Below are 17,513 nucleotides of genomic sequence, written 5' to 3'. Positions count from 1 at the left end.
TAAGCATTGACTCGTTGCGACTGACTCGCAATAGCCCCTGTCGAGATTCAACAGGGGAGTTTTATGACGCGTACCCGCATTACTGGCGGCCAGGCGGCCGCCAGCTTCGTCGCTCTGAGCTGCGTTGGCTTCATTGCGACAGCACCGGTTCAGGTCTCGGCGCAGGAAGCCAAGGACCAGCCGGTCCGCCTCGAGGGCGTCTCCGTCACCGAAAGCGCCATTGAAGAAGATTACGGCGCCGATCGCGTCCAGAGCCCCAAGTCCACGGCTCCGCTGATCGACACCCCGCGTACCGTCAATGTCATCACCACCGACGTGCTAAAGGACACCGCGTCATTCGATTTCGCCGATGCCCTGCGCACGGTACCCGGCATCACGCTTGGCGCCGGCGAAGGCGGCGTCGCCAGCGCCGACATTCCACTGATCCGCGGCGTCGACGCCACCTCGGACACTTACGTCGACGGCGCCCGCGACGTCGGCTCGCAGACCCGCGAGACATTCGCGGTGGAGCGCATAGAGGTCTTCAAGGGGTCCACGGGAGCGTTCGGCGGCCGAGGCTCGGCCGGCGGCGCCATCAACATCGTCTCCAAGATGCCGCGCGACGGCAACTTCGCCAATGCTGACGTGACCGTAGGCACCGACGACTTCAAGCGCGTCGCCGTCGACGTAAACCAGAAGCTGGCCGAAAAGCTGGCCGTGCGCATCAACGGCATGTGGCACGATGCCGATGTCGCCGGGCGTGACGCGGTCTTCAACAAGCGCTGGGGCATCGCTCCTTCCGTCACCTGGGGGATCGGCACGGAGACCACCGCGACGCTCTCGTACTACCACTACGAAACCGACGACATGCCGGACTACGGCATTCCGATCACCTCGCGCGGCCAGCTCGACGGCGTGCTGCCCGAGGGATCGCGCCGGCCCGCCGACACCGACTACGACAACTTCTACGGCCTGACCGACCGCGACTTCCAGAAGACCAAGGTCGACTCCGTCACCTTTCAGTTCCAGTATGACTTCGGCCGCGGCTGGGTCCTGTCGAACACCGCCCGCTGGTCGCGCGTGCGCAACGACTACATCGTCACAAACCCTGATGACAGCAAGGGCAACGTCGCCAACGGCCTCGTCTGGCGCGGGGTCAAGAGCCGCAATTCGCTCAACCAGAGCCTCGTCAACAACCTGAACCTGGCAGGCCGGTTCAAGACCGGCGGCATTGAGCACAGCATCGCGATGGGCTTCGAGATGTCGGCTTCCGACACCGACCGCTACTCCTACTCGGTCGATACCGGCGACAGCACCTGCGCTTCGCTGGCGGACTACAACTGCACCACGCTCGACAATCCCAACCCCTCGGATCCGTGGGCCGGGACGATTGCTCTCAACACCGACAGCCCTGTCCTCACCCGCGCTGAAGACTACAGCTTCTACGCTTTCGACACGGTCACGATCATCCCGCAGCTTCTGGTCAACGGCGGCGTACGCTGGACCAGCTTCAATATCCGTGCGAGCGGTTCGAGCCGCGGCGTTCCTTACTCGGTCGACAAGCAGACCGACTTCTGGACCTGGCAGGGCGGCGTCGTCTTCAAGCCGGTCGAGAATGCCAGCATCTACTTCTCCTATGCGGACTCGGCCACGCCTCCGGGCGCGGACGTCGGCGAAGGCGCAAATGCCGTGAGCGGCACCAACGCCAATTACGAACCGCAAACCATGGAAAACTGGGAAGTGGGCGCCAAGGCCGATCTCTTCGGCGGTGCACTCAGCCTGACGGCAGCCGCTTTCCAGATCGACCGCAGCAACATTCGCGACTTCAATCCGGAAACCGGGGATCAGATGATCATCGCCAACAAGGCGCGCATCAAGGGCTTCGAAGTCGGTGCGTCGGGCCGCGTCGGGCCGGTCTCGCTGCTTGCCGGGTATAGCTACACCGACAGCTCGTTGCGCGACAGCAGTGCGGACAACGGCAACGCCCTGCCCAACACGCCCAAGCACAACGTGGCGCTCACCTCGAGTGTCGACGTGACCGACCGGTTCAGCATCGGCGGCGGCGCCTATCACGCTTCCAAGCGCTATGCCGACACGGCCAACCTCATCGAGGCGGACGGCTACTGGCGCTTCGATGCCAATGCCGGCTTCCGCTTCAACGAGAACTTCTCGGTCAAACTGAACCTGCGCAACCTGACCGACAAGCGCTACGTCACGAAGCTGCGCAATCCGCACTTCGCGGTGCCGTCCGCCGGTCGCCAGGCCCTCGTCACGCTCAGCGCGAGCTACTGAGGCCAGCCTGACGCCGCCCCTTCCCTGCCCCCCGAAATTGCATGTTGAGGACGACCATGGAACTATCCATTACCGATACCCTTGACCCGATCGCATCCGGGCAGGCGAAGGGCGCGGCGCGCCCGAAGGAACGCGCGCCGAAGGACGAGACGACATGGATCGTCCCTTCCGCGCCCCCCCCGGTCGCCCGGGAACCTGAAATTGACCGAGTCCTTGAACCGTCCGGTGCGCGCTATGCCCCGGGCGGCTTCAACTATCGGGCCTTCGCGATCGTCGCCGCGATCCATGTCCTCGCCATTGCCGCCCTGCTCGGCATGGGCGTGGTGAAGGTTGCGAAGGCGCCGCAAAAGCACCTGACGGTCTTCGCCGTCTCCCCGCCGGCACCCCCGCCCGAGCCCGCACCTCAGCCCGAGATCGACCCGCAACCGCTGGTCCAGGAAGCGCAGCCGACAGTCGTCAAGCCGATGATCGAGCTGCCCTCCAAGTCCCCGATGGTGATCGACGCGGCCCCGGTGCAGAACGCGGTTGCCGTCAAGGTCGATGCGCCGCCAGCGCCCAAGGCCCCGCCCGCACCGCCGGCCCCGGTGACCCCGCCCGATTTTTCCGCCGCCCAGCTCAACAATCCCGGTCCCACCTACCCCTACGCCGCCCGCCGCGCGCGGGAACAAGGCACGGTGATGCTCAAGGTCCTGGTAACGCCCGAAGGCCGTGCCGGTGACATCGAAATCAACGAGTCCAGCGGCTTCGACCGGCTCGACAAGGCCGCGATCCAGACCGTGCGCAAGTGGCGCTTCGTTCCGGCCAAGCAGGCCGGGAAGCCGGTTGCCGCCTGGGTGCTCGTGCCCGTCGGCTTCCACCTGAACTGATCCATGAACGAGACCGCCATGCCCGATACGACTACGACCATGCGCGTCGGCGCCAATGCCAACCCATCCGACCGGTCGGGCGGGACCGCGCGCCCGCGCAAGAAGCTGACCCGCGGTTTCTGGCTGCGCCACCTGCACACCTGGCACTGGATCAGCTCGGCCATCTCGCTCGTCGGCCTGACGCTCTTTGTGTTGACCGGGTTCACCCTCAACCACGCCGCCGACATCAGCTCCCAACCGCAGGTCGTCGAGGGATCGGCAAACCTTCCGGCCGAGATGCGCGAAAGCCTCTCCGGCCTCGCCACCGAGGGCAAGGCCCCGCTTCCCGGCGACCTGCGAACCACGCTGTCCAGCCAGACCGGCATGGCCGTTTCGCAGGCTCCCGCCGAACTGAGCGAGGACGAGGTCTATCTCGCCATGCCGCGTCCCGGCGGCGATGCCTGGATCGCGATCGATCGCACCAGCGGCAACGTCACCTGGGAAAGCACCGACCGCGGCTGGATCTCCTACCTCAACGACCTGCACAAGGGCCGCGACACCGGCAAGGCATGGCGCCTGTTCATCGACGTCTTCGTGCTGTCGGCCATGGTCTTCATCGGCACCGGCTTCGTGCTGCTCTGGCTCCATGGCCGAAACCGCCCGGCGACCTGGCCGCTCACCGGCCTCGGCTTCCTGGTGCCCTTCCTGCTCGCCCTTTTCTTCATTCACTGAGGACATCATGCGCAAGACTTCGCTTTTCGCCCTGACCGGCGCTGCCACCATCGCCAACCCGGCGATGGCCGACACGATGACCGTCGACATCACCATCCCGCGAATGTCGGTCGCCGAATACCACCGCCCCTACGTCGCCGTCTGGCTGGAAGGCGAAGGCGGCAAGGTGCGCACGCTGTCCGTCTGGTACGACAAGGACAAGCGCGGCGGCGAAGGCAAGAAGTGGCTCAACGAAATGCGCACCTGGTGGCGCAAGGCGGGCCGCAGCGCATCGATTGACGGCGTCTCGGGCGCAACGCGTGCCCCCGGCCCGCAGAAGCTTTCGATCCCGGCCGCCGCCCTGCGCGGCCTGCCCGCCGGGAATTACCAGCTCGTGGTCGAGGCCGCGCGCGAAGTCGGCGGCCGCGAAGTCGTCAAGCTGCCCGTCTCGCTGGGCGGCAAGAGCGCATCGACCGCCCGCGCCAGCGGCAAGAGCGAACTCGGCAGCGTTGCCGCCACCATCAAGCCCTGAAAGGACTGACCTCATGAAAATGCGCAGCCGTCTTGGCGCCCGCGCCGCCTTCCTTGCCATCTCGCTGGCCGTCGTCCTGCCCGGATCGGCCCAGGCGCACCGAGCCTGGTTCCTCCCCTCCGAGACGATCCTGTCCGGCGAAGATGCCTGGATCACAGTGGACGGAGCGGTTTCGAACGACCTGTTCTATCCCAACCACTTCCCGCTCGGCACCGACGGCGTGAAGGTCGAGAAGCCGGACGGCAGCGCCGGCTCGATCGAGAACGCGGCCAGCGGCAAGATCCGCTCCACCTTCGATCTGCACCTGGACCAACCAGGCACCTGGAAGATCGGCAACATGCGCAGCGGCGTGTTCGGCCGCTACAAGCTGAACGGCGAGCAGAAGCGCCTGCCGCGCGGCGCTCAGGCAAGCGAGATCGAGAAGCTGATCCCGGCCGGCGCGACCGATGTCGAAGTCCGCGAAAACCTGATGCGCAACGAGTTCTTCGTGACGCTCGGCGCACCGACCGACACCGTTTTCACGCCGAGCGGCAAGGGCTTGGAATTGGTACCCGTAACCCACCCCAACGATCTCGTCGCAAACGAGGAAGGCGTGTTCCGCTTCCTGATCGACGGCAAGCCTGCTGCCGGCATTGAACTGACCGCCATCCTCGGCGGCGGCCGCTATGCCAACCAGCCGGTCGAAGTGAAGGCGACCAGCGACGCCAAGGGTGAAGTCAGGCTCGCCTGGCCGCAGCCGGGCATGTACTGGCTCGAGGCCGAGACCAAGGACAAGAACACCAGCGTCCCCGGCGCGACCGAGCGCGGCCTCGGCTACGTCACGACGCTGGAAGTCATGGCGCCCTGATCCGGCTGCCCATGACCTGAAGGAGAGCCGCGATCCGCATCGCCATTCCGTCGGTCGACTGGCCTGACGCACTGCTGACCCCGCCTGTGGGAGAAGTCGTTTCGTTCGGCGGACGGTCCATGGCCACGACATGGTCGGTGCGGCTCGTGGCCGAACCCAGCCTGGAAGTCGGCAGGTTGCGCCGCGATTGCCAGTCCGCGCTGGACCGCGTCGTCGCGCAGATGAGCCAGTGGGAACCGGACTCCGATCTCAGCCGCTTCAACCGCGCCGGTGCGGGCGAATGGCTTCCGCTTCCGCCCGAATTCGCAGCGGTCATGGCTGAAGCGCTCGACGTCGCGCAATTGACGGGCGGGGCCTTCGATCCCACGGTCGGCGCGGCGAGCGAGGCCTGGGGCTTCGGCGCCAGCCCGGCCACGCAAGCGCCAACCTGCGACGCGCTCGATACCCTTGCCTCGCCCCAAGGCTGGAAGCGGCTGGACTTCGCACCCGATCCGGCACGCCTGCGCCAACCGGGAGGGATCGTCCTCGACTTGTGCGCCATCGCCAAGGGCTACGGGGTCGACCGGCTCGCCGAAACAGTAACCGCCGCCGGCGTCTCATCCTTCCTCGTCGAAGTCGGCGGCGAATTGCGCGCGCAGGGCATCAAACCCGATTTCCAGCCATGGTGGGTGGATCTCGAGGAGACTGGCGGCGAAGGGCTCACGCCCTTGCGCATTGCGCTGAGCGGCTGCGCGGTCGCTACCAGCGGCCACACGCACCGGTTCCATCAAGTGGACGGCATGCGGCTTGGCCATACCATCGACCCGGCAACCGGCGCGCCGCTGCGCAATGGCGCCCAAAGTGTGACGGTGCTGGCCGAGACCGCGATGCGCGCCGACGCGCTCGCGACGGCGCTGATGGTGATGGGTGAGGCCGCCGAGGACTTCGCAAGGCAGCACGGCATCGCAGCGCGCATCGTGGCCGAGACCGAGATACTCACCCCCGCACTGGCGGCAATGCTCGATTAGGCCATCGCCTCGCGGGTGGCCAGCGCGGCATAGCGACGCGCGAGAATGGCGCAGACCATCAGCTGGATCTGGTGAAAGAACATCAGCGGCAGGATGATCGCGCCCACTTGCGCCTGTGTGAACAGCACGCCCGCCAGGGGAACGCCGGTCGCAAGACTCTTCTTCGAACCGCAGAAGACCAGGACGATCAGGTCCTCTCGCGAAAAGCGCATCGCCCGCCCGAGCATGTTCGCCGCCAGCAAGACGAGGGCGAGGATGGCAATCGATATTCCCGCGATCAGCGCCAGTTCGCCGATGGTCACGCGGCTCCACAGCCCGTCGATGACGGCAGCCCCGAAAGCGGTGTAGACGACCAGCAGGATCGAGCCGCGATCGGTGTAGCCCAACACTTTCTTGTGCCGCGCCACGAACTCGCCGATCCAGGGGCGCAGGAAATGGCCGGCAAGGAACGGCAGCAGCAGTTGCACGGAAATCGTGATCACCGGATCGCTCGAGAAACCGCCCTGCTTCCCGGTGATCAGCACCGCAGTCAGCAAGGGTGTCACGAAGATGCCGGCAAGGTTGGAGAAGGAGGCACTGCACACCGCAGCGGCAACATTGCCCCCTGCAATCGCGGTAAAGGCGATAGAGGACTGCACCGTGGATGGCAGCAGGGTGAGGAACAGCACGCCGGTTGCCAATGCCGGGTCCAGACCGGGAATCGCCGAAACCGCCAGCCCGATCAGCGGGAAAAGGACGAAGGTGAGCGATGCCACCGAGACATGCAGCTTCCAGGCCCGCGCGCCGTCCACGATCGCCTCGCGCGAGAGCTTGGCCCCGTGCAGGAAGAACAGCAGCGCAATGCCCGCGTCGGCAACTCCTCCGGCAATGTCGGCAAAGACCCCGCGCGCCGGCAGGACCGAGGCAAACGCAACGGTCGAGACCAGCAGCAGCAGGTAGGGGTCGATATTGAAGCGGGCGAGCAATCGGTTCATCGGGTATCCTGTCCGGCGCGGCCGCCTAGCACGGGAAACCGAGCCAGGCGACGCTACTTTTGCTTGAAACTGTCTCCACCGGCCGCGCTCAACCGAATACCGGTCCCTCGCCCGCTCCGGCGCTGCGGATGGCCTGCGCGATCTGCCCCAGATCCGTCGCGTCGAGTTCGAGCCCGGCCGCTGCGACCCAGCCATCGACCTGCGCCGGACTGCGCGCGCCGACTATGGCCCCGGTCACGCCCGGCATTGCCAGCGCCCAGGCCACCGCGACTGCCGCCTGCGAAACTCCGTGGCGCTCGGCCACCGGCTTCATCGCCTCCGCCACGGCAAGATTGCGCGCCAGGGCACCGCCTGTGAAGTCCGGGTGGCTCGAACGCCAGTCGTCAGAGGGCAGTCCGGCCACCCGCTCGGCAGAAAAGCCGCCGGAAAGAAGTCCCGACTGCATCGGACTATAAACGATCACCCCGGTATCGCGGGCCAGGCACCATGGCAGTTCCCGCGCCAGCGCACCGCGCTTGATCGCCGACAGCGGCGGCTGGAGGGTGTCGACATGGCCAAGCGCTTCGGCTTGCTCGAGTTGGACGGCATCATGGTTCGAGAGGCCGACGGCCCGCACCTTGCCCTCGGCTTTCAGGTCCAGCAGAGCCTGCCAGTATTCATCCAGCTCGCTGCCGTCTTCCGCGGGCCAGTGCATCTGCAACAGGTCGATGACATCGACCCGAAGTCGGCGCAGCGAATCCTCGCATTCACGGCGGATGGAATCCTTGCGACCGACGCGCAGCTTGCTCTTGCGGTCCGCCGGATCCCAGACCTGCCCGCACTTGGTGAAGACATAAGGCCGCTCGGCCTGCGGAATTTCGGCAAGCGCGCGAGCGACCACTTCCTCGGAATGGCCGAGACCGTATATCGCCGCAGTATCGATCCAGTTTACCCCGCGCTCGGCCGCATGACGGATCGCCCGCACCGAATCCGCATCGTCCTGCGCCCCCCATCCGACTGCCCAGTCCGGACCGCCGATGGCCCAGGCCCCGAAGCCGACGCGACTGATCTCCATTCCCGTGCGGCCCAGCGTGGCCTTGCGTAGTGTTGTAGGCGAAGCGGTCGCAGTCATGTGGCCTCCCGGGCATGTCCATCCATTCACATGCATTGGCCTTTGGCAGACGCGGGCCGTGCGGTCTTGATGCTGGGTACGCCCGCGCTTTGACCTGAGACGCCATCCGCGCACTTCTTTCGCGGTGCAACCGCTAGCCGACCCTGCACCAGAGCCTCGTTCGCGACCTGAAATAAAGGGATATTCCCCCTCTTGCCGCATGGCTCCGGGGGGGCTCCAGTCAAGTACTTATTCGCAAGTGCACAAGACCCGTTGCCGCCGAACCGCCAGATTTCAGGACAAGCGGCCGACCCAGACAATGACGAGCCGCAGACCGGGAATGGGTTCTGTCGTCATGTTTCGGGGAGCTTTCATGAACACCAAATCTCACATCGCCTATGCCCTGGCCTGCAGCGTATCCATGCTCGCATTCGCATCGAATAGTGCCCATGCCGCCGAGGCCGAAGCCCAGGCACCGACGCCGGGGGAAACCGGCATCACCGACATCGTCGTCACGGCCGAGCGCCGCGAGGTGAGCCTTCAGGAGGCCCCGCTCTCGGTCAGCGCTGTCACTTCCGAAACGCTCAAGGCGGCAAACATCACCGACATCACCGGCCTCAACGGGTCGGTGCCCGGTCTCGTGGTCGCGCGCAGCGGTGGCGGCGAACGGATCATCACCATCCGCGGCATCGGATCCGAAACGCCGGAGAACACCAACACGCAGCCGGGCGTCTCCTACCACATCGACGGGGTCTACATTTTCAACTCGATCGCCGCGAGCGCAGCCTTCATCGACGTTGCCCAGGTCGAAGTCCTGCGCGGCCCGCAGGGGACCCTGTTCGGCCAGGGTTCGACCGGCGGCACGATCAACGTCGTCTCGATCGAACCGAGCACCGATGCGCTGTCCGGCAACGTCAGCGCCGGGATCGGCAACTACAAGTACATGGAAGGCTCCGGCGCGCTCAACGTACCGCTGAGCGACACGCTCGCGATCCGCGGCGCGATCCAGTACACCAAGCACGACGGCTACGCCTATGCGACCAAGGTCCCCGGCGTCGACAAGTACGACCTCGACGATCAGGACGAGACCGGCTGGCGCATCGGCGCCAAGTGGTCGCCCGCGCCGAACTTCTCGATCACGCTGAACACGGTGCAGTACGACAGCAAGACCAACGGCCCGGCACAGAAGAACATCCTCGATCCCGATACCGATCCGCGCGTCCTGACGCAGGACTATCCCGGCAGGTCGGAGGTGAAGACCGAGCTTTATACCGGCGTGATCAAGTGGGAGACCCCCTTCGCCACGATCAAGTCGATCACCGGCTACCAGAAGCTGCATTCCGAGCAGGCATGGGATGCCGACGGGCTCGATACCGAGCTCTTTTTTGCCAACACCTACAATCCGATCAGCTTCACCGGCGTCAGCTACGACCACGTTCCTCTCTGGGCTTCCGATACCGAGAGCTGGAGCCAGGAAATCAACATGACCTCGAACGGCAACGGTCCGTTCAATTGGGTCCTGGGCGGCGTCTACCTGCACTCGAAGAACAGCCAGTACATCAACGAGTATCGCAGCGACGACGACAACTTCCTGCAGCCCGCGCTGCCGGTCGATACAGCCTTCGACGATCCACTGGTCGGCAATCTCACATACGCCGAGCTATCGTCGATCAAGCGCGAGCTTTATGCCTTCTTCGCGCAGGGCACCTACGAAGTGACGAGCCAGCTCAAGCTCACGGCAGGCGTGCGCTACAACCACGACAAGGCCTCGGGAGCCTATGACAGCCTGTCGGGCGGGACGTCCAACCAGACTTCAGGCGCCTACATGCAGCCGGCATCCACTGGCAGCCGCAAGGCCGATGCCTGGACCGGCAAGGTTGCGCTGGATTACCAGATCACCCCGGAAAACATGGTCTATGCAAGCTGGACCCGCGGCTTCAAGCCGGGGGGCATCAACTCGGCTTCGGCTTCGGGCGGCAGCTTCTCGGTCCTGCCGACCTACAAGCAGGAGACCGTGGACTCCTTCGAGGCCGGCACCAAGAACCGCTTCATGGACGACACGCTGCAGATCAACGCTTCAGCCTTCCTCTACCAGTACAAGAACATGCAGTTCCTCGAGGAAGATCCGATCCTCTACGGCGAGGGCATCAGCAATGCGCCCAAGGCGCGGGTCTATGGCCTGGAACTGGAAAGCACTTACGTGCCGACCGACGGTCTGCGCTTCGACGCTTCGCTGTCCTGGCTGGAGGGCAAGTTCACCTCGCACTACGCAGCGCTCGATCCCACCGCGGCGACCGATGCGCAGAACGCGGCGGGCTATCCTGACTACCTGTTCTGGACCAACTTCTACGACGCGGTCCTTGCCCGCGATGCCGCGCGCGCCGACATCAAGGGCAACCGCATTCCCAAACTGCCGCGCTGGCAGGGCACCATTGCCGCAACCTACAATGCTGAGGTCGGCCCCGGAGAACTCACCACCCGAGCCCAGTTGATCTATCGCGGCAAGTACCAGTACCGCCTGTTCAACGACGGCGCCGTCGACCTCACACCGTCCTACACACAGGTCAACCTGATGGCGAAGTACGAGCCGGAGGGGACCAACACCGACATCACCCTGCGCGTGATCAACCTGTTCGACGAGGACGGCGTGAACTCGCGCTTCTCCGATCCCTATGGCAGCGCGCAGGTGTTCGACACCTACATCCCGCCACGGCAGGTGATCCTCTCGTTCGGGTATCGCTTCTGATCTGACTGGAAGCCCTCACCTCCAGCGCCGGGGCGCGTCGACCGAAAGGCCGGCGCGCCCCGCTTCGTCTCGGCACCTCTTCACCGGACGATCAAGTCTTCAGGCGCGCACCATCAAGAGTGTACGGCGGCACCGTGAGAGCTTCGAGCCTGTCGAATCCCGGAAAAGGTTTCCGGATCGCAAAGCCTGCAGGAGCCCCCATGCCGCGTAACGTACAGGTCATGTTTGCCGCTTCGCTTGCCTTCTTCTTCGTCACGGCAACGACCTTCACGTCGCTGGGATACGTCCTTTACACCATGGTTGCAGAACTGGGCTGGTCCAAGGCCGCGGCAGGCCTCAGCTTCTCTCTGCTGGGCCTGGCCTGCGGGATCGCCAGTCCCCTGCCGCCAGTGATGATGAAGACGGTCGGCACGCGCATGACCATGTTCCTGGGCTGCCTGGTGCTTGCCGCCGGTTTCCTGATCGCCTCGATGATCAGCGACCTGACCTACTTCTTCATCGCCACCTCGCTCATGGGCATCGGCTTCACCCTCGCCGCGCCTTCGCCCGCGGTGTACCTGCTGGCGACGTGGTTCCCGCGCACCTCGGCGCGGATGATCGGCTTCTACTTCATGATCGGATCGTCGGGCGGCATCGCCGGTCCGCTGATCGTCGGCACCATCGTCGGCCTGACCGGCGACTGGCGCCTGCACTGGATGGTCATGGCCATCTGCGCGGCACTCGTCGGCCTCGTCTGCCTGATATGCGTGCGCGACGCGGTGAAGGTCGAAAGCGTCGAACAGGTCAAAGGCCCGGGCGACAAGCGCGATGGCGCCGCCGCCCAACCCCGGAACTGGACTGTACGCGAGGCCCTGTTCAACCCGACCTTCGTGACCCTTGCGGTGATCATGACGGTCGTGCAACTGGTCGTTACTTCGACCCATTCGATCCTCGTCGCCCACATCGCCACCCTCGGCGACGGCGCCGCACCCGGCGCAATCGCCATGAGCCTGCTGGCCTTTGCCGGAACCGGGGCCAAGGGCGTGACAGGCGCCGTGTGCGAACGTTACGACCCGCGCCGCATCCTGATCGCCGGGCTCATCCTCCAGGCCGCGGCCATGGCGGTACTGTGGTCCTCGCCCCATGTCCTCATTGCTTGTGGAGCCGCCGCGCTGTTCGGCACCGGCTGGGGCATGACCTGGCTCTCCGCCCATGTGCTGATCCTGCGCTACTTCGGTGCGGCCATCGCCGGCGACATGACCGCGATGGCAACCACGGCGACCACGCTCGCGGTACTGGGCCCGGTCGGCGCAGGGACCATCGCCGACCTGACCGGCAGCTACGCCCCGGCCATGCTGGTCTTCTCGATCCTTCTAGTCGGCGCGACCGCCGTCGCCGTGCTGTTCCTGCGTGCGCCGCAGCAGCGCCCGCAAGGCGACGAGGCACAAGGCGGGACGGACGGCGTCGGAGAACTCGTTCCGGCCGAATGAGCCCGAGCGTGGCGGGGCCCAATGCCAAAAATCACTACGCCCAGCGCAAAGCCGCCCCCCTGCGAAGCGGCTAACCTCCCAATATCGTCGGAAAGCGCACGAAGCGCATTCCACCGGTTCGCCCAAAACGGAAACAGGCCAGAATGACTCTCCTCAACGACCAGTTTTTCGACAGTCTCGCGAGTTCCAAGCTCGACACGCTCGAGGCCGACACCCTGCCGCCGGCCTGCTATACGAGCGAGGAATTCTTCCACTTCGAGATGGACGCCATCTTCCAGCATGAATGGCTGTGCGTCGGCCGCGAGGAATGGCTAGGCGAGCCGGGCGACTTCTTCACGGTGACCCGCGCGGACGAGCCGATCATCGTATCGAAGACCCGCGACGGATCGATCAAGGCCCTGTCGGCCGTGTGCCAGCACCGCGCGATGCTGGTTGCCGAAGGACAAGGCAACGCACGTGCCTTCGTCTGCCCCTACCATCACTGGACATACGATCTCGACGGCACCCTCGTCGGCGCGCCGGCCATGAGCAGGACCTGCAACTTCGACAAGAAGGCCGCGGCCCTGCCCGAGATCCGTCACGAGACCTGGCACGGCTTCATCTTCGTCAACCTCGATCCCGAGGCAGAACCGCTGACCCCGCGCCTTGCCGCGTTGGAGCCAGTCGTCGCCAATTACGACTTCGCCTCGCTGCGCGGCCCGCGCCCTGAGGAGCCGACCGTGTTCCCGTGGAACTGGAAGGTCATGCTGGAGAACAACAACGACGGCTATCACGCCAGCCGTCTGCATGCCGGCCCGCTGCACGACTTCATTCCCAGCGGCCTCGCCAGCTTTCCGGAAGTTCCCGAGAACTCGGCGGGCTACTACCGGCTCAACGGAACGCTTCACAGGAACGCCGCATTCAACGCCACCCAGCGCGCGGTCTTCCCGGTCTTCCCGAAGCTGACCGAAGAAGAGCAGAACCGGCTGCTTTTCGTGAACCTGCCGCCGAGCCTCTCGCTCGTCGTGCTCAACGATACTGTCCTCTATCTCATCATGGACCCGCGCTCGGCCGGAGCGCACGCGCTGACGATCGGCACGCTCATGGTTCCCGAGGCAATGGACGATCCGCTATTCGACCTGAAAATGAAGATGAACGACCAGGCGGTCGAGGAAATCGTGGCGCAGGACTTCCACGTCGACGAACTCGTCCAGCAAGGGCTGCGATCCAAGCACGCCCCGCGCGGCCGCTATTCCTGGCAGGAAGGGGCCCAACGCCTTCTCAACGTCTGGCTCGTCGACCGCTACTGGGCCGAGTGGGACCGCCGTCGCGGCCCCTCGGCTCCGGTTACCGAGATCAAGCGCTCCGGCGCTGCCTGATCTCACTTATTGCACTGTCCATTCCCGACGGCTGCGGCGTCCGACTCCGGTCGGGCGCCGCCTTTTTGCATGGGCCGTCGCCGCGCCGAAAATCGTCGCGCGAGATCAAGGAATTGTGCGCGTGGCGCCGAGCAAAGTTCCCGCGCCACACTAGGCCTTGTTCCCAGCACAAGGGAGCTATCGATGACCAACAGCCTGATTTTCTTCGACTTCGCCACTGACAATCCGGACAAGGCCGGAAAATTCTACGCCGAAGTCTTCGGTTGGGAAGACGATGCGCGCATGGGCGGGCTCTATCACCGCATGGTCCCGGGCGGCTTCTTCAAGAACAAGGACGGGTCGGACAGCCAGATCGGCAATCTCCACTTCGGCGTATTCGACGCCAGGAACGCTCGCCCCAATCCCAATCCCGACGGCGCGGAGCCGCGCACGCTTTCGACTGAAGGGCGCAAGGCGCGGATCTGGGTACTTGTGAGCGATGACGACACCCCGGAGCGCATCCTCGACACCGCGGAAAAGCTCGGCGCCAAGATCCTGTGGCGGAACCACTACTGGAAGGAATTCAACGGGTTCAACCACTGCTTCGCCGACCCCTGGGGCAACGAGATCCTGCTCTGGGTGAAGGCCGGCGAAAACCCGCAGATCCCGGAGGGCTATACCTGCGAATAAGGCCCTCCCCTTCCCGGTCCTGCGGCAGCGCGACAAGTTCTTGTGCGCCGCGCCGCAAGACCGGGAACACGGCCCCGGCCTAGCCTTCCCCCAACAGCACAAGATCTACGGCGCCCATCGGGTCGGTCGCCGCGGGAACTCAACGGAGCACACGACAATGAGCCGCCTCCCCATCGTCTTCTTCGGACATGGCAGCCCCATGATCGCCCTGGAAAAGAGCGACGTGACGAAGACCTGGAACGAGATGGCCACGCGGATCGGCAAGCCCAGGGCGATCCTGTGCATTTCCGCGCACTGGCAGACCCGCGGCACGGCCGTGACAGCAATGGCCCAGCCGCGCACGATCCATGACTTCGGAGCCTTCCCGCAGGCGCTTTTCGATGTCCAGTACCCCGCCCCCGGCGATCCCGAGCTGGCCGCCCGCGTCAAGGAACTGCTGGCGCCCATGCCGGTCGGCCTCGATGCCAACTGGGGCCTCGACCATGGCACCTGGTCGGTCCTCGTCCACGCCTATCCCGAAGCCGATGTGCCGGTGATCCAACTCGGCATGGACATTGCCAAGACCCCGGCGGAGCACTGGCTGGTGGGGCGTATGCTGCGCCCCCTGCGCGATGAAGGCGTGCTGATCATGGGCACCGGCAACATCGTCCACAACCTGCCCGCGATGGACTGGGCCAATCCCGCCGCCGCGCCATACCCTTGGGCCGAGCAGTTCAACACCGCGATGTGCCAAGCCATTGCCGGCGACGATCCCAGGACCGTCATCGATTACGAGGCGCTTGGCGAGGCCGCGCGCCTGTCGGTGCCCACTTCGGACCACTTCCTGCCGCTGCTCTATGTCCTGGGCGCCAGGCACGAGGGCGAAAACGCCCGGTTCGACCCGCATTTCATCCAGCACAAGTCGCTCAGCATGACGAGCGTCCTGATCGACGAGGCCTGAGCCGCCCCTTTCCCGTTTCCACCTGTGTCACAGGAGTTTAGATGGCACTGATCGACCTGAAGCCCGAGTTCGCCAAGCAGACCGCCGCGCCCAGCGCCCTGCACCATCTCAAGGCCACGCCGGAGACGGTGCACTGGGGTTACTTCTCTCCCGAAATCAAGCCCGCCCTGACCGTCAGGAGCGGCGACCTGATCTCCGCGCAGGCCGTCACCCACCATGCCGGCGACGATCCCGAGCTGATGTTCGACGACGATATCCGCCGCATCTTTACCGAGATCGATCCCAGCACCCGCGCACCGGGCTGCCACATCATGACCGGCCCGATCTACGTCGAAGGCGCGGAGCCGGGCGACATGCTGGAAGTTCGCTATTTCCAGATGAAACCGCGCATGAACTACGGCTCGAACCTGCAGGCGAACTGGGGCCACCTCTACGAGGAATTCGGCGAGACCGAGCGCGTGACGATCTACAAGATCGATCCCAACGCCAATACCGCCAGCGCTCTCTATGCCTATGACGTGGCGGAAAAGTACGTCGAACCCGGTCGCATTACCCATTGCCCGGAATGCGACCGCTCGCCCGCCCTGCCCGGCATCACCCTCCCTGCCCGTCCGCACCTTGGCACTGCCGGCGTCGCGCCCGCCGTCAACGATCCGGTCAGCACGATCCCGCCCGGCCTGCACGGCGGAAACATCGACAACTGGCGCATCGGCGCGGGTTCGACGATGTACTACCCGGTGCAGGTCAAGGGCGGCCTGTTCTCGATCGGCGATCCCCACGTCAGCCAGGGCGACGGCGAGATAAGCGGCACTGCCATCGAAGCATCGCTCGATGTCCTGTTCCAGATCATCCTGCGCAAGGACTTCTCGTTCCCCTCGCCCCTGCTCGAGACGCCGGACTGCTGGATCGTCCACGGCTTCGGCGAGGATCTCGACCAGGCCATGAAGGGCGCGTCGCTGGATATGCTCCACCTGCTCACCGAGCATCAGGGCCTCTCGCGCCATGACGGCTATTCGCTGATGAGCGTCGCGGCAGACTTCGGCGTAACCCAGGTGGTCGATGGCACCCAGGGCATCCACTGCCGCATCGAACGGCGCATCTTCCCCGAGAAGGGCACCGTGATCGATCCCGAATGAACATGCCGATTACCGAGAGTGTGCCGGGCGTTCCCAACCGTCCGGCACACGCCTGTTGCTTCTGATGACGAAGGAAAGTGGACGATGGGGTATGAAATGATCGAGGTGCGCCCGATGACCAAGCGGATCGGCGCCGAGATCTTCGGCATCGACTTGCGAGAACCGCTGGGCAACCAGGCCTTCACGGAAATCCACGATGCCCTGATGAAGCATCAGGTCGTCTTCTTCCGCGACCAGCGGATCGACCACGAAGCGCACAAGGCCTTCGGCCGCGCCTTCGGCAAGCTGCACATGCATTCTGCCGTGAAGGGGCTGGACGATCACCCCGAAGTGGTCGCCATCCATGCCGACGAAAACAGCAAGTTCGTCGCCGGCGAGAAGTGGCATTCCGACCTCTCGTGCGATCCCGAACCGCCGATGGGCTCGATCCTCTACATGCACACCCTGCCCGAGACCGGGGGCGATACCCTTTTCGCCAGCATGTACGCCGCCTACGAAGGCCTGTCAGAACCGATGAAGGCGTTTCTCGAACCGCTGAGCGCGGTCCACGATGCGAACCCGGTCTACAAGGCGCTGTTTCCGGACATCCACAAAACCTACGAATGCAACAGCCACCCGGTCATCCGCACCCATCCCGTGACAGGGCGCAAGCTGCTCTTCGTGAACTCCTCCTACACCACGCGCATCAACGGGCTTTCACTGGAGGAAAGCGATGCGGTGCTCGGCTTCCTGTACGAGCACATCAAGAACGCCAACTTCCATGTGCGCTTCCGGTGGGAGCCTCACTCGATCGCGTTCTGGGATAACCGCTGCACCCAGCATTTCGCGGTGTGGGACTACTTTCCGGAAGTGCGCTCAGGCTTCCGCGTTACGGTCGCAGGCGACCGCCCCTTCTGATCCACTTCCGTCACTCCGTCG

At 64.9% G+C, this 17,513-nt stretch carries 15 protein-coding genes; 13 read left to right on the top strand and 2 right to left on the bottom strand.

The window, feature by feature from the left end; translation table 11 throughout:
• The first annotated feature begins 63 nt into the window (after nucleotides 1–63).
• From J3474_RS01845 to J3474_RS01820, 6 genes are all read left to right on the top strand, one after another.
• On the top strand, nucleotides 64–2,271 hold the full coding sequence (locus J3474_RS01845; RefSeq protein WP_207092903.1) for a TonB-dependent siderophore receptor: 2,208 nt from the start codon (nucleotides 64–66) through the stop codon (nucleotides 2,269–2,271).
• Nucleotides 2,272–2,327: 56 nt separating this feature from the next.
• Nucleotides 2,328–3,137, top strand: a complete 810-nt coding sequence (locus J3474_RS22545) for an energy transducer TonB (RefSeq protein ID WP_242528139.1) — start codon at nucleotides 2,328–2,330, stop codon at nucleotides 3,135–3,137.
• Nucleotides 3,138–3,176: 39 nt separating this feature from the next.
• Nucleotides 3,177–3,848 carry a PepSY-associated TM helix domain-containing protein gene (locus J3474_RS01835; protein ID WP_207093001.1) on the top strand — a complete coding sequence of 224 codons (672 nt, stop codon included), beginning with the start codon at nucleotides 3,177–3,179 and terminating at the stop codon, nucleotides 3,846–3,848.
• A 7-nt stretch (nucleotides 3,849–3,855) separates the two neighbouring features.
• Nucleotides 3,856–4,359, top strand: coding sequence for a DUF2271 domain-containing protein (locus J3474_RS01830; RefSeq protein ID WP_207092902.1), 504 nt, complete (start codon nucleotides 3,856–3,858; stop codon nucleotides 4,357–4,359).
• A gap of 13 nt (nucleotides 4,360–4,372) precedes the next feature.
• Complete coding sequence (locus J3474_RS01825) at nucleotides 4,373–5,206, top strand: DUF4198 domain-containing protein (protein WP_013832415.1); 834 nt, start codon at nucleotides 4,373–4,375, stop codon at nucleotides 5,204–5,206.
• Between the two features lie 119 nt (nucleotides 5,207–5,325).
• Nucleotides 5,326–6,213, top strand: coding sequence for an FAD:protein FMN transferase (locus J3474_RS01820; RefSeq protein ID WP_207092901.1), 888 nt, complete (start codon nucleotides 5,326–5,328; stop codon nucleotides 6,211–6,213).
• On the opposite strand, the gene J3474_RS01815 is transcribed toward J3474_RS01820, so the two are convergent.
• Both J3474_RS01815 and J3474_RS01810 read right to left on the bottom strand, forming a co-directional pair.
• Nucleotides 6,210–7,187: a bile acid:sodium symporter family protein gene (locus J3474_RS01815; protein WP_207092900.1), complete on the bottom strand. Its 978-nt coding sequence runs from the start codon at nucleotides 7,185–7,187 to the stop codon at nucleotides 6,210–6,212. The genes J3474_RS01820 and J3474_RS01815 overlap by 4 nt on opposite strands.
• An 88-nt stretch (nucleotides 7,188–7,275) precedes the next feature.
• On the bottom strand, nucleotides 7,276–8,298 hold the full coding sequence (locus J3474_RS01810) for an aldo/keto reductase (RefSeq protein WP_242528138.1): 1,023 nt from the start codon (nucleotides 8,296–8,298) through the stop codon (nucleotides 7,276–7,278).
• A 352-nt stretch (nucleotides 8,299–8,650) separates the two neighbouring features.
• On the opposite strand from J3474_RS01810, the gene J3474_RS01805 reads away from it, so the two are divergent.
• From J3474_RS01805 to J3474_RS01775, 7 genes are all read left to right on the top strand, one after another.
• Nucleotides 8,651–11,023: a TonB-dependent receptor gene (locus J3474_RS01805; RefSeq protein ID WP_007013635.1), complete on the top strand. Its 2,373-nt coding sequence runs from the start codon at nucleotides 8,651–8,653 to the stop codon at nucleotides 11,021–11,023.
• Between the two features lie 200 nt (nucleotides 11,024–11,223).
• Nucleotides 11,224–12,492 (top strand): CynX/NimT family MFS transporter, encoded by a 1,269-nt coding sequence (locus J3474_RS01800; RefSeq protein ID WP_242528137.1) that lies wholly within the window; start codon nucleotides 11,224–11,226, stop codon nucleotides 12,490–12,492.
• Nucleotides 12,493–12,635: 143 nt separating this feature from the next.
• Nucleotides 12,636–13,850, top strand: coding sequence for an SRPBCC family protein (locus J3474_RS01795; RefSeq protein WP_207092899.1), 1,215 nt, complete (start codon nucleotides 12,636–12,638; stop codon nucleotides 13,848–13,850).
• Between the two features lie 183 nt (nucleotides 13,851–14,033).
• The gene (locus J3474_RS01790) at nucleotides 14,034–14,519 is read left to right on the top strand and encodes a VOC family protein (RefSeq protein WP_013832408.1); all 486 of its coding nucleotides are present in this window, start codon (nucleotides 14,034–14,036) and stop codon (nucleotides 14,517–14,519) included.
• A 157-nt stretch (nucleotides 14,520–14,676) separates the two neighbouring features.
• Nucleotides 14,677–15,459: a 4,5-DOPA dioxygenase extradiol gene (gene ygiD, locus J3474_RS01785; RefSeq protein WP_207092898.1), complete on the top strand. Its 783-nt coding sequence runs from the start codon at nucleotides 14,677–14,679 to the stop codon at nucleotides 15,457–15,459.
• Nucleotides 15,460–15,500: 41 nt separating this feature from the next.
• Nucleotides 15,501–16,595, top strand: a complete 1,095-nt coding sequence (locus J3474_RS01780; RefSeq protein WP_013832407.1) for an acetamidase/formamidase family protein — start codon at nucleotides 15,501–15,503, stop codon at nucleotides 16,593–16,595.
• An 84-nt stretch (nucleotides 16,596–16,679) separates the two neighbouring features.
• Nucleotides 16,680–17,492: a TauD/TfdA family dioxygenase gene (locus J3474_RS01775; protein ID WP_207092897.1), complete on the top strand. Its 813-nt coding sequence runs from the start codon at nucleotides 16,680–16,682 to the stop codon at nucleotides 17,490–17,492.
• Nucleotides 17,493–17,513 lie beyond the last annotated feature (21 nt).

The sequence above is a fragment of the Novosphingobium sp. PY1 genome (assembly GCF_017312445.1).
GTDB lineage: Bacteria > Pseudomonadota > Alphaproteobacteria > Sphingomonadales > Sphingomonadaceae > Novosphingobium.
The sequence above is the reverse complement of the archived record's forward strand: the minus strand, read 5'-3'. Positions and strand labels throughout refer to the sequence as shown.